10 protein-coding genes, 1 pseudogene and 2 riboswitches are annotated in these 12,344 nt (G+C 53.6%); of the genes and pseudogenes, 2 read left to right on the top strand and 9 right to left on the bottom strand.

What is annotated here, in order from left to right; genetic code table 11:
• Positions 1-759: 759 nt before the first annotated feature.
• The 4 genes from JWG43_RS11380 to JWG43_RS11395 are packed head-to-tail and all read right to left on the bottom strand — an operon-like array spanning position 760 to position 5,502.
• Positions 760-2,232, bottom strand: a complete 1,473-nt coding sequence (locus JWG43_RS11380; protein ID WP_205243054.1) for an ABC transporter ATP-binding protein — start codon at positions 2,230-2,232, stop codon at positions 760-762.
• Entirely contained in the window at positions 2,229-3,047 is an 819-nt protein-coding gene (locus tag JWG43_RS11385; RefSeq protein WP_205243055.1) for an ABC transporter permease, read from the bottom strand. Before JWG43_RS11385 ends, JWG43_RS11380 begins: the two co-directional genes overlap by 4 nt.
• Positions 3,044-3,982, bottom strand: coding sequence for an ABC transporter permease (locus JWG43_RS11390; protein WP_205243056.1), 939 nt, complete (start codon positions 3,980-3,982; stop codon positions 3,044-3,046). Before JWG43_RS11390 ends, JWG43_RS11385 begins: the two co-directional genes overlap by 4 nt.
• The gene (locus JWG43_RS11395) at positions 3,979-5,502 is read right to left on the bottom strand and encodes an ABC transporter substrate-binding protein (RefSeq protein ID WP_205243057.1); all 1,524 of its coding nucleotides are present in this window, start codon (positions 5,500-5,502) and stop codon (positions 3,979-3,981) included. Before JWG43_RS11395 ends, JWG43_RS11390 begins: the two co-directional genes overlap by 4 nt.
• Positions 5,503-5,859: 357 nt before the next feature.
• Positions 5,860-6,043: riboswitch (cobalamin riboswitch) on the bottom strand.
• A gap of 117 nt (positions 6,044-6,160) precedes the next feature.
• Here JWG43_RS11395 and JWG43_RS19665 point away from each other — a divergent pair.
• Positions 6,161-6,416 (top strand): annotated as a pseudogene (locus JWG43_RS19665) (IS66 family transposase); the annotation flags it as partial.
• Here JWG43_RS19665 and JWG43_RS11405 read toward each other — a convergent pair.
• Both JWG43_RS11405 and JWG43_RS11410 read right to left on the bottom strand, forming a co-directional pair.
• Positions 6,396-6,845: a TIGR03943 family putative permease subunit gene (locus JWG43_RS11405; protein ID WP_205243059.1), complete on the bottom strand. Its 450-nt coding sequence runs from the start codon at positions 6,843-6,845 to the stop codon at positions 6,396-6,398. The pseudogene JWG43_RS19665 and the gene JWG43_RS11405 sit on opposite strands and share 21 nt — an antisense overlap.
• Before the next feature lie 177 nt (positions 6,846-7,022).
• Positions 7,023-7,325, bottom strand: a complete 303-nt coding sequence (locus JWG43_RS11410) for a hypothetical protein (protein ID WP_205243060.1) — start codon at positions 7,323-7,325, stop codon at positions 7,023-7,025.
• A gap of 420 nt (positions 7,326-7,745) precedes the next feature.
• On the opposite strand from JWG43_RS11410, the gene JWG43_RS11415 reads away from it, so the two are divergent.
• The gene (locus tag JWG43_RS11415) at positions 7,746-9,089 is read left to right on the top strand and encodes an acetyl-CoA hydrolase/transferase family protein (RefSeq protein WP_205243061.1); all 1,344 of its coding nucleotides are present in this window, start codon (positions 7,746-7,748) and stop codon (positions 9,087-9,089) included.
• Positions 9,090-9,444: 355 nt separating this feature from the next.
• On the opposite strand, the gene JWG43_RS11420 is transcribed toward JWG43_RS11415, so the two are convergent.
• The 3 genes from JWG43_RS11420 to JWG43_RS11430 all read right to left on the bottom strand — a co-directional run bounded on the left by JWG43_RS11420 (position 9,445) and on the right by JWG43_RS11430 (position 12,341).
• A complete protein-coding gene (locus tag JWG43_RS11420) occupies positions 9,445-9,870 on the bottom strand; it encodes a universal stress protein (protein ID WP_205243062.1) in 426 nt (141 codons plus the stop codon).
• A 32-nt stretch (positions 9,871-9,902) separates the two neighbouring features.
• On the bottom strand, positions 9,903-11,072 hold the full coding sequence (locus tag JWG43_RS11425) for a cation:proton antiporter (protein WP_205243063.1): 1,170 nt from the start codon (positions 11,070-11,072) through the stop codon (positions 9,903-9,905).
• 45 nt (positions 11,073-11,117) lie between these two features.
• Positions 11,118-11,183: riboswitch (Fluoride riboswitch) on the bottom strand.
• 159 nt (positions 11,184-11,342) lie between these two features.
• Positions 11,343-12,341: a GGGtGRT protein gene (locus JWG43_RS11430; RefSeq protein ID WP_205243064.1), complete on the bottom strand. Its 999-nt coding sequence runs from the start codon at positions 12,339-12,341 to the stop codon at positions 11,343-11,345.
• Positions 12,342-12,344: the final 3 nt, after the last annotated feature.

Genomic DNA, 12,344 nt, shown 5'->3' on the forward strand with positions numbered 1-12,344 from the left:
ATCCCCCGGCTTTGCCGGGGGATTTTCTGGGGGAATTAATAATAAGACTCAAGGGGAACTCTGGATATCGTAGATGCGAAAAGCGTGTCTCGGCAGCAAAATGCCTTGGACCAGCTGGGTACAGATAACAGGCAAAACCGGCTTGAAAAGAACAGTCCAGGCAATATTATTTCAGAATAAGTTCAATACTGTAGCAGGTCCGTATAACACATTTTGCTGCCACAACCAGCGAGGCCTCCGTTGAAAACGCACGCGTCCCCTGATCCTTTCCTGGTGTTCCTTTTGATTGGCTGCACAATGCTGTTGATTGCCGGCTGTACCGCAAAAAAACAAACGGAACCTGGCAGCTAGGCCAGGAAGCTTAATAGCTCTTTGAAATCGCGACAGTTCACTCGGATTAAACCTATTGTTACCTTGGTTCGTCTGGATCTGCCACCTCTGTCATTGCCATCAGCAACGAATATGTCTTTCGCGCCAGAGTCTGGGCCCATATTGGAATTTCTGAAAAGATACTAAGCGGATGGCGGCAATGGCACACCGTTGTAAGTACTTGATTCTGCAGGTAGTACGATGCTGTAATCCGCGCCCCCGATGAGCGTCAGGCTGGTGTGTGGTATTTGCTAAACGTCATCAACACTGTTCGCATGCCCGAGACGGGGTACTGGAAATTTTTCAACCGGTTTCCACTCCCGGCAGAGAGTGTGGCGAACGAGAAAAAGAGCGATTATTTCAACAGAGCTGGACTCCTTCACGAGGTCTTTAAGCACCGTATACCGGATGTTCTCGCGGACTTGTTTGGTGACAAGCGGAAAATGCAGCGTCCCTGCTGATCGCCTCCTCTCCCAGGAAAAGGAGCCGATCAGCTACCTTTCCGATCAGATCAGCATGATGACTGACCAGAAGGATGGCACACTGCCGTTCGCGGGCACAACGCACCAGCAGATTCATCATCTCCTGCTGGGTAATCAGATCCAACCGTGACGTTGGTTCATCGGCAAACAGAAAGATCGGATCAAGAAGCAGAACCCGCAGCAGGGCGAAACGCTGTAATTCACCACCGGAGATCTGCTCAGGGAGACGATCGAGCAACTCCGGTTGCAACCGAAGCTCGTCCATCAAGGTATCCCTGATCCCGGGTTGCAGCGCATGGAGCCGGATCAGATCTTCAACCGCCTGACCAATGGTTATCGAGCGGGGAAAAGCGGCCGGTGGATCCTGATAAAGTTTCTGATATCGCAATGGTGGATGGGAGCCATCCCGCCAGACTGTGCCGGTGTCCGGCTGCAGCAGGCCCAGCAGCAGGTCACCGAAGGTACTCTTGCCACAGCCGCTGGGTCCGGTCACGCCGACGATTTCTCCAGGAGCAATGCTAAAATTTTGGTGCTTGAACAGTTGTTTGCCCCCTCGAGTAATACCCAGCGAATGTGCCTTAATCACCGGGCTGACACCATTGCTGGCCCGGCCCCCCAATTTTTCCCAGGACGCGGGATCAGCCGCCAGCAATCGTTTACTGTAAGGATGAACTGGATTTTGCAAAACCCTGGCGGCCGGTCCCTGCTCAACGATCCTGCCTTCGCACATAATCGCCACGTGCCCCCCAAGGCGACGGGCCACTCCAATATCATGGGTGATGGTCAGCAGGCCGATTCCATCAGCAACTTTTTGCAGGAGAAGATCGACAATATCCTGCCAGCGCTGGGCATCCAGGCCCTTGGTTGGTTCGTCCGCCAGTAATATACCGGCCCCACCGACACTGGCAGCGGCAAAGGCAACCCGTTGGGCCATGCCTCCGGACAATTCCGATGGTAATTTTCCCGCGGCATCAGTCAAACCAAGCCCGCTTAAGGTAGCTTGAGCCAAGCGACCCGCTGACGCACCGGAGACGGCCCCCGCAACCATATATCCTTCCTTGACCTGAGGAAGAACCCGCATGGTCGGATCAAGGGCCAGCCAGGGTTCCTGGGGCAATATCGCCAACTCCCTGCCCCAGATTGCCCGGCGCTGCTTCGGTATCAGGCCAAGCAGATCCCGTTCTCCCAGGAAAATCCGTCCCTGGGCCCGCAGTTCCGAGGGCAATACCCCCATGACAGCCTGGGCCAGGAGGCTCTTACCGCATCCTGTTTCTCCCAGAATGGTGCATGGTTCGCGGGTACGGACCTGCAGAGAGACAGGGTGCACAATGGTTTTTTCACCACTGACCGTCAGTTCCTTGATGTCGAGCAGTGTTTTCATCGAATTTTTCCTCCAGCAATGAGATTGAGACTGAGCACCAGGAGAAAAAGAATGAGAATGGGTTGGAGAAAAATAAGGGGCGCCTCCTGGTAATACGGCAGCAATTCAATCATCATCTGACCGAGTTCTGGTGTTGGTGGCCGAATGCCGACACTGATGAACCCCAGGGCGGCCACGGAAAGAATAGCTGTTGCCGCGCCAAAGGCGCTGAGAGTCAGAACATTGGCCTGCAGTTCAGGCCAGAAATGCCGTCGAAAGACGTACCAGGGTCCGAAACCAAGCAACCTGGTCGCCTGGACAGCCGGAGAGGTAGCCAGCGGCTGAACCAGAGCCCTGGTCATGCGAAACTGTTCAACCCACAGTATCATCGCGATACCCAGGTAAAGCGGCCAGAAGGATCCCGGAGCAATGGCTACCAGTAACAGCACCAGCAGCAGACCGGGCAGAGCCAGGAAAGTGTCGGCGAGCAAAGAGGTGCAACGCTCCGCCAATCCTCCTCTGGTAGCGGCAAGGATGCCCAGACTGACCCCAATAAGAGATGCTGTCGCTGTGGTTATCAGGGCAATGGCCACGGACACACGAATTGCAGCCGTTAGGCGCAGCAGCATATCCCGACCGAGATGATCCGTCCCCAGCAGGTATTCTTTCCCTGGAGTACTGAGGATCGCGGAAAGATTCTGCCTGCCGGGATCGCCGCTCACCAGGAACGGTCCCACCATCCCGAAGGCAATAAGAAAGAAAAGAAGACCACTGCCAATCATTCGGGTCCGATACACGGAGACAGCTTTGCTGTTTCCCGTTCCTTGCTTCTTCATACAACCCTCTCCCTTGGGTCGACCAGACGATTGAGAAAATCCACCAGGGCATTGAGGAACACGAACATCAACCCCATGACAAAGGCCGTACCCTGTATCATGGGGATATCACGTGCCACGATGGCATGCACCAGGGAGTGCCCAATGCCCGGCCAGGCAAAAAGTGTTTCCACCACCACAACCCCTTCAATGAGATACACAAATTGCATCCCCAGATAGGTAATGATCGGCACACTGACATTGCGTAAACCGTGTCGAAAAAAAACCTGACTCTCAGACAGCCCCTTGGTGCGGCCAAACAGATAATAATCGGATTCTCTCACTTTAATCATCGCATCCCGGGCGATCCTGCTGGATACGGCCGCCAGGCCCAGAGCCAGTGTCAAGGCAGGAAGAACCCGGGAAAGCGGGTGCCCATGGCCGGCAACCGGCAGCAGACCGGCCTGGATGGAAAAAATCATGATCAGCACCAGGCCGATGGCAAAATGAGGGATCGAGCGGAAAACAACCGAAGAGGCCAGGACCAGCCGGTCGATGATACTTCCGGGTCGAAAACCGGCCAGTAATCCCAGGGGCGGACCGATGAACAGGGATAGAATCAAGGCTGTGGCGGCCAGGTCGACCGAATGGCCGAGTTCATGAAAAATGGCATCACGAACCAACTCCCCGGTGACCAGGGAATATCCGAGATCAAATCGGATGAGATCCCAGAACCAGGACAGAAAAGCGAGAATCGGGGATCCGTCAAGCCCCAGCTCCAACCGGACCGCCTCGGCGGCGACGCTGTCCACCAGATCATACCCATACCGACCGGCGGCTATGCGATAGGCGAGGTCTCCAGGCAGAACCCGTACCATGATGAAAGTGCCCAGACCGACCAGGAAAGCAACCAGAAAGGCCTGGAAAACCCGGTATCCAATGGTCGCCTGATTCATTGTTCGTTCCACTCCATTGCCGAAATATTATAAACACGTTCAAAGGGGTCTATGATCACGTTGGTGACTTGACGGGAAACAGCAACGGTTTGCTGATACCAGCTGATTGGAATAATCGGCATTTCCTCGTGCAGGATTTCCGAGACCTGTCTATTCAACTCCTCGGCGGTGTCGTTCTCTCCGGAGACGATCAACTTCGCCAGAATTGCAGATAATTGATCACTGTTCCAGTTCATGGCCCCCCAGTCCCCGCCACCGGGTGCAAAATCCTGGACCAGGATGCCCAAGGGATCAGGAACCAGCGCGAGCAATCTGGAAATCAATCCTATCTCCAAAGAGTTGTCCTGGTGACGAGCCGGAATGACACTGGAATTACTGATGGCTATGGTCGCCTCAACCCCGACCGATCGCCATTGATCCTGGACCGCGGCGGCAATAAGAGGCAATTCTGGACGGTCAGGATAGGTGACTATTTCCACCTGCAACAGTTGACCGTCACGCTCGAGTTTCCCGGCATCATTGACATGCCACCCTGCTTCCTGCAACAGGTGCCTGGCTTGCTCGGTGTCGTACCGCAGAGGTGCGCTGTCGGAAAGATGCCAAGCCTGCATGCTCGGAGGAAAGTATTGATTGGCAACCAGATCCGGTTGGCGGAGAATGGCTTGCGCGATCCCGGCTCGATCGATGGCCAGACTGAGGGCCTGTCTGACCCGGACGTCTTCCAGACCCGGATGGGCACAATTAAGCTTCAAGGAAACAATGCGTGGCAGGGGAACGGTACGAATCTCCAGATGATCTCTTCGGGCCAGGCGCTGTACGCTGGCGGGATCAATGGTGAACACGACGTGGGCCTCACCGCTTTCCGCGAGCAGAGCCCTGGTTTCACCTCGACCGGCGGCAAGATATCCGGCTCGCTCAATTTTGGGTTGAGGCCCCCAGTATTCGGTAAATACGGCAACTTCCATTTTCTGTGGGGGTTGCAGGAGGGTGATTCGATACGGTCCGGTGCCGATGACCTCGACCACATTGCCGCTCTCGTCATACGCTGCCGGTGCCAGAATCATGGTTGAATAATGGGTAAGAAACGACAGAATCGGTGAAAAAGGTTCACTCAGAGTGAGGACAATAGCTTCATTGTCTGCTTCGATGCTTTCCACAGGGGCCCGGTTGAGCACGCCGGGTTTCTGTCGGGCGATGAGCAGTGAATTGACCACCGTCTCCGTCGTCATCAGGGTGCCATCATGAAATCGTACATCAGGCCGAATCGTGAACCGCCAGATCCGCCCGTCATCGGAGGTGTCCCATGAGGCGGCCAACCCAGGGATATGGGACCCATTGAGGTCAACGTTTACCAGGGTTTCAGCGACTTCCAATCGGCCATAGACAAATCCGGCCCGGGAAGGATCCTTGGATGATATCTCCCAAGGAGCAACGATCTGGATCATCGGCGGCGCCGCAAAGGCAGAAAAAGGCAGCAACAATACCAACACCACCATAAAAGCACCTAAAATTTTACTCATTATCTCTCTCCCTGTTTAATTTTGACAAAAAAACTCTATCCCCGGGAACATGACACGCTCCCTCACAACAATTCCGACCGACTACCCGTGGTCGGTGCGAGCATTTGTGAAAAATTAGTTTTTCCTTTAAAAGTTAGAAGTTACGAATGTAGCTGATATTTTAACTCAGTCAATATTTTTTTAACATTCAAAAAATGAAAGGGTTTATTTATATATCTGCATGCAGGAGCGTGGACATCAAAAGACCGGAAGAGGAGGAGAGTGATATCGGCAAAAAAAAATCCCCGGATCATTAAAATGATCCGGGGATGCCCTTTTGTCTCCACGTATCGTCCACGCTTCCCTTGTCCACGGGGAAAACGTCTCTTGCTTCAGGCAGGTCTTCTGACTTCCGGTTCACCCTACTTGCCGCGTCTTCCCAACCAAACGGTCAGTGACAGAGGTGCGGCTTTCGTCCCCGGTTACAGCGGCGGGCCCGTCTCCGATTTCCACGGAGTTCCCTTTTCATCCCTTGCGGGACACCTGAAAGTCGCCTTAATTAAAAAGATTGCGCGGATAAATCAATTAAAAAATTCAACCTGAATTTACGAGTATTGGTCCGTGGGTCAGATCTGTTGTCCGTTATCGTGCGATTAAAGTAAATTTTTTCCGACAATTAAGGAACCTGTTAGAGCGCTTGCAGGACTTTGAAAGTGAAGTTCTCCGGTTCCTGGATGATCCGCAGGTTCCCTTCACCAATACTCTGGCAGAAAATGACCTGCGGATGATTAAGGTGCAGCAAAGGATATCGGGTATGCTTCCAATCCATTGAAGGCGCGGAAATATTCTGCCGCATACGGAGCTACATTTCAACATGTAGAGAACAAGGCCTTACTGAGCCCGAAGCGCTGCGTTTACTCTCCCAAGGGAATTGACCGGCTTTCATGAATGGGAGTGCGAATCCCATTTGTACTGAACAGAAACAGATAAGGAAAAGCGGGCTCGCTCTCTGCCGACAAGGTGGCATCGATAATCAGGGGAATAGTGAAGCCATGCCTTGCATACAGGGTCAGCCGTCCCCGAACGCGAACCCAGCTGTCATTGGCGAGGTCGCTGTCCTTTTTTGGGTCGATAAGAACGAAGACCGGCAGGGCATCGGCGGTGCAACAGGTTATCCTGTACCGGTAGCGGACCAGGAATTCCTCAGGCAGCTGCGGGTCGTGCAGCAGCCGACAGACCACCTCCACCTCCTCATGAAGATATCGATCGCTGTTCCGGTACAATCCGGTCAGGGACACCTCGCCCCTCGGTTCGTCCTCCCATGCCTCCCCATTGGCCCTCTTTTCGATAAATCCAGGGATCAATAAACCATCCGCGGTCCGTACACTTCTTTGCAACAAGAATAGAAGGCTTGGGGATTGTCGCTGCAATGCCTTTCAGGTTGACAGCCGGGTATAAAACCGGGTAGAAAATGCCTGCCATTGAATAACCGGTTTTATAAAGACCCGGTTGGGGATGCACCTGCCTATGCTGCCGGCAGTTCAGGTGCGAAATGCCAAACTCAGGGAGCAGAATTCCTGGACTCGGCCAATGCAATGATCGTAGTCGCTTTTACCTTGCCAACCTGAGATCAAGGCATAAAAACCACAACTTCCCTGGCGACGGCAAAGATACTGCGCGATGACCGTGGATTTTGCGAAGATAGCAGAAAACGCAAAATCACCTTCTTCAAATGGACTGCCGCCATGCCCCGATTGCAACTGCTCTTTTTTCCCGAAGGCATCGCCCTGATCAACCAGAACATCGGTTGTAAACGCCAGGGTACAACCATCCCCCATGTTCACAGCACTCTGCCTGTGTTCATCTATGATATCAACGATATGCAGCCTTGAGCTCCCGGGCGGATACTTGCGGCTGCACCCGGGTCAAACCCATCGAATCCCCGCGGTACAGTATGTCGGGGGAATGGGTGAAATTCCTTGACCGACCTGAAAGCCTGTCGGAAATCAACTCCACCACACGTACGGTTTTCCTGCCTTTTCCCGGAGGATCGGGTTTGAATGCTTGCCACCCAGGGGAAATGTGCATGCCACCCGCATGGAATGTCCAGGCGCCGAATTCCGGCTGGCTTAAGTATTGGCGTGGTGACACATTCTTCCGAGATCAGGATGCCTGACCTTGCTCTCAATAATTTATACTCAAAATAACAAAATGTTATGATGCAGTGCTGTTCAACCAACAACAACATAAATGGAGAATGATGTATGGGAATCATGGATGAATACAAAAGAAAATGTGTTTCTGCTGATGAGGCGGTCAAGGTTGTTAAATCTGGGGACTGGGTGGATTTCGGCTCATTCTGCGGGCAGGTTCGCGATCTCGACAAGGCCCTGGCGGAGAGAAAGGATGAGCTGAAAGATATCAAGATCTGGAGTCTTGTGAACCCGTATCCTACTGAAGTGAACATAGTTGATCCCACAGGGGATGTGTTCACCTGGAACAGTTGGCATTTATCCGGCGCTGACCGGAAAATAGCCAAGGCAGGAAAACCGGTCTATTATTCCTCGATGAAATATTCCGAATTACCTCGCTATGTCCGTGAGCGGATCGAACCCATCAATGTGGCCATGATCCAGGTATGTCCCATGGATAAGCATGGGTTCTTCAATTTCGGCCCCCAATGTACCCACACAAAAGCGGCCTGTGATCAGGCGAAGATCGTGATCGTCGAGGTCAACGAAAAGCAACCCAGATGCCTTGGCGGGTATGAGGAAGGCATCCATATCTCGGAGGTTGATTACATTGTCGAAGGGACTAATCAGCCGTTGACACAGATTCCTGCCCCGCCAATGACGGATGTTGACCGGAAGGTGGCCGAGTTTATCATGGAGGAGATCCGTGACGGGAGCTGTATTCAGCTTGGCATTGGTGGTATGCCCAATGCAGTTGGGATGATGATTGCCGAGTCGGACTTGAAAGACCTGGGTTGCCATACCGAGATGCTGGTCGATGCGTATGTTCATATGGTCAATTCAGGAAGGATGAACGGTACAAAAAAGAATATCGACCCGAATAAACTGGTCTATACCTTTGCTTTGGGAACAAACATCCTCTATGATTTCATCGATGACAATCCGCAATGTGCCATATACCCTGTGAATTATACCAATAAGCCTTCGAATGCTGCACTCAACGACAATCTCATAACAATCAATAATGCGGTTGAAGTGGATATCTATGGCCAGGTCTGTTCGGAATCAGCGGGAACACGCCACATCAGCGGGACTGGTGGACAGCTTGATTTCGTGCTGGCTGGCTGGGACTCGAAAGGCGGCAAGTCCTTTGTCTGTCTGCCCTCGGCAAATGTCGGTGCAGATGGATCGATTCGTTCCCGCATCGTGCCAACCCTTGCCCAAGGTGGCATCGTCACCGATCCACGATCTGTGGCCGATGTCATCGTAACCGAGTATGGCAAGTTCGCCATGAAGGGGATGACTGTCTGGCAGCGGGCAGAAGGGCTCATCGGTATTGCTCATCCGGCAGTACGAGACGAATTGGTGCAGGCGGCGGAAGCCCAGGGCATCTGGAGGAGATCGAATAAGGTATAAGGTCTAAGGATTGTAACACCCACCTGAATCCGTGACGGCTGGACGCTTTTTTTGGTATATCTTGCTGTAATCATTTTGTAATTGTAGTCATCACCATTAATGGCAACCTTTACCAGCCTCCTTTCGGGGCGTTCGCTCACGGATTCAGGACCCACTCTGTTGCAGCCCTGCCAGAGTGGGTGTGGTTTCACCGCCCCTTTGTCCTCACCATCTTCGCGTGCAGCAGAGAGGCTCGATGGCGCGTCAACCCCTTGTATTTGCCAGTGCCCGAACCGGTGTTGGCAGTGCCGCCGACGCCCCTCTCTGTTGTGCTCTCTGTTTTATCCTGGAACCGATCGTGGATTCCTCTGCGTCACTATTTGACGATGGTCACCGGGCAATGGGCGTACGCCACTATTCGCCGTGATACCGAACCGATAAGCCAGGTTTCGATCTTCGATTTTCCGGTCTGTCCGGCAAAGATCATATCGATTTCATTCTCCCCGGCATAGCGGATAACCTGATCCGCTGCATGACCGACCAGGACCTCGGTTTTAATTTTCATCTGCATTGTTTCGGCTTGCGCCTCTAATTCCTTGAAAAGTGCCTTGTAATACTCGGTGGCGTTGTCGATGATCGCATCGATCTCGACAATATCAGCCGGCTCCGGCAGCTGTGCTACTGCAACGACGGTTATTTCAGGGAGTTCGGCCTTGAAATGGTGTATCAGTTCCAAGGCATAGGAAAAAGCGTACCGTGACGGCTCGGAACCATCAAAGGCAATCAGGATCTTCTTGAGCATGGTTTTCCTCCTTTCCCGTGCGGAACCAGGGATCATTGGGGATCCTGTTCCTTCTTTTTAGGCAGCAGATAGCGAGGGATGAAAAAGGCGTTGGCGATCAAGGTCGGCACCACTGCGCTGGCTATCACCACGAACAGTAGCACCGAATATTGCTGCTGGTCAATGATGTTGTGGGAATAGCCGAAAAGAGCGGAGATAGAGCCAAAGGTCAAACCGGTGGACATGAGCAGGGTAGTGTAGATTCTTTCTTTCTGTTTGTACTTGCAGAGCATGGTGGCTGGATAGACTCCGACGATTTTGGTCACCATTTTCGCAAAAAAGAGAACAGTCAAGGCCAGGGGGGCTGCGATCAGCGCATGCAATGAGACAAAGGAACCGGCACGGATGAAATAAAAAGGAGTGAGAAAACCAAAGGTCAGGGTTCGCAGTCGTCTGATGAGCGCATGATCCTTGCCCACTGTACCCGCCAGAACCATGCCGAGGATATAGGCGGGTAAAACCGCCTCGCTCTCCGCCCATACAGCAAGCGAGCCCAGACCAAAGAGAAAAAACAGCAGAAACTTGGCCTCCAATTCCGAGGGGCGACCACCGTATTTTTTGAAAAACCAGGGGGTCAGTTGCGGCAACAGGTAGAAAAGCACTGCGCTGCCACCAATAAAGATCAAGGTCTTGATGGTGAATGGGGCGAAAATCATCCCCAGGGCGAGCACGGTTCCCAGGTCGGTGATGAAACAGGCGGCTAGAATTGCCTTCCCGAAATCGGTTCTATTCAACCCCAGTTCAAGCATGACCGCATAGACCACTGCCACCGAGGTGGTGGAAAGGGCCACCCCGGCCAGCCAACTCGCCGGGATCGACCAGCCCAGCAAGTAGTAGGCGGCTGCGGTGCACCCCAAAAACGGCGCAAGAAAAGAGACGAACCCGATGAGTGTGACCTCCTTCAGCTTTGCTTTAAAGACCACGGGATCCAGTTCAGTCCCGGCGAGGAAGGTCAACACAATGGCCCCGGCTCCGGCCAGAAATTTGATCCACGGAGCATCCGCGCCCAATGATGCTCCCAGGAGCGCCCCAAAGATCAACTGAGCGACGATCCCCACCATGATTTCCGAAAGAGAGGTGGCAATGCGAAACCAGATAGACAGCATTGTTGCAGCAAGTGCCAACCCGATCCACAGGGCTGCCATTGCCCATATTTCATGCATAGTGGTCCTCCTTTATGAAAAAAAAAAGACTCCTGTTCTTCTCATGAAGAAGCAGGAGTCATCAGCTTTACCGGCAAAGCGTTTTCGGCGAACCCCATCGCCATGCATAGTATGCTTTTTTAAAGCACAGACCAACCAGCAGGTCAATAGGAAAAAAAGCGCTGAAAAATCCCTGTTGAATCCGTGACGGCTGTAATTTTTTAATCTATTTTTATATGATTAGATCAACCTGGATCCGTGAGAGTGTCTCCCTTCGGAATCAGGGTCACATCAAACAGAGGCTCCCGCCAAGGCTACCGCTACCGCCACCGAGGCACCCACCATGGGATTGTTGCCCATGCCGACGAAGCCCATCATCTCCACATGGGCGGGAACCGAGGAGGAACCCGCGAACTGGGCATCGGAGTGCATCCGTCCCAGGGTATCGGTCATGCCGTAGGAGGCTGGACCGGCGGCCATGTTGTCAGGGTGCAGGGTACGGCCGGTGCCGCCGCCGGAGGCCACGGAGAAGTATCTCTTGCCCCGCTCCAGGCATTCCTTCTTATAGGTGCCGGCCACCGGGTGCTGAAAGCGGGTGGGGTTGGTGGAGTTGCCGGTGATGGATACATCCACACCCTCGTGGTGGTTGATGGCCACGCCTTCGCGGACATCGTCGGCGCCGAAGCAGCGCACCTTGCCCCGCTCTCCGGTCGAGTAGGCTATCTCGCGGACAACACTCAGGGTGCCGGCGGCGTTATCGAATTGGGTCTGCACATAGGTGAAGCCATTGATCCGGGAAATGATCTGGGCCGCGTCCTTGCCCAGGCCATTGAGGATCACCCGCAGCGGTTCGGTTCTGGATTTGTTGGCCGAACGGGCCAGGCCGATCGCTCCCTCGGCGGCGGCAAAGGACTCGTGGCCGGCGAGGAAAGCAAAGCACTTGGTTTCCTCCGAAAGGAGCATGGAAGCCAGGTTGCCGTGACCGATACCCACCTTGCGATCCTCGGCCACCGAGCCGGGGATGCAGAAGGCCTGGAGCCCTTCGCCCAGGGTGCGGGCGATATCCACTGCCTGATGGTCCCCTTTCTTGATGGCGATGGCCGCTCCCAGGGTGTAGGCCCAGCAGGCGTTCTCAAAACAGATCGGCTGGATGCCCTTGACGATGGCATGAACATCCACACCCCGCGCTGCGCACAGCGCCTTGGTCTCCTCCAGGGAGGCAAGGCCGTATTGGCCGAGCACGCCGTTGACCTTCTCAATTCTTCGTTCGTATCCTTCAAAAAGCGCCATGAT

Source organism: Desulfobulbus alkaliphilus (assembly GCF_016918545.1).
In the GTDB taxonomy this organism is placed as follows: domain Bacteria; phylum Desulfobacterota; class Desulfobulbia; order Desulfobulbales; family Desulfobulbaceae; genus Desulfobulbus; species Desulfobulbus alkaliphilus.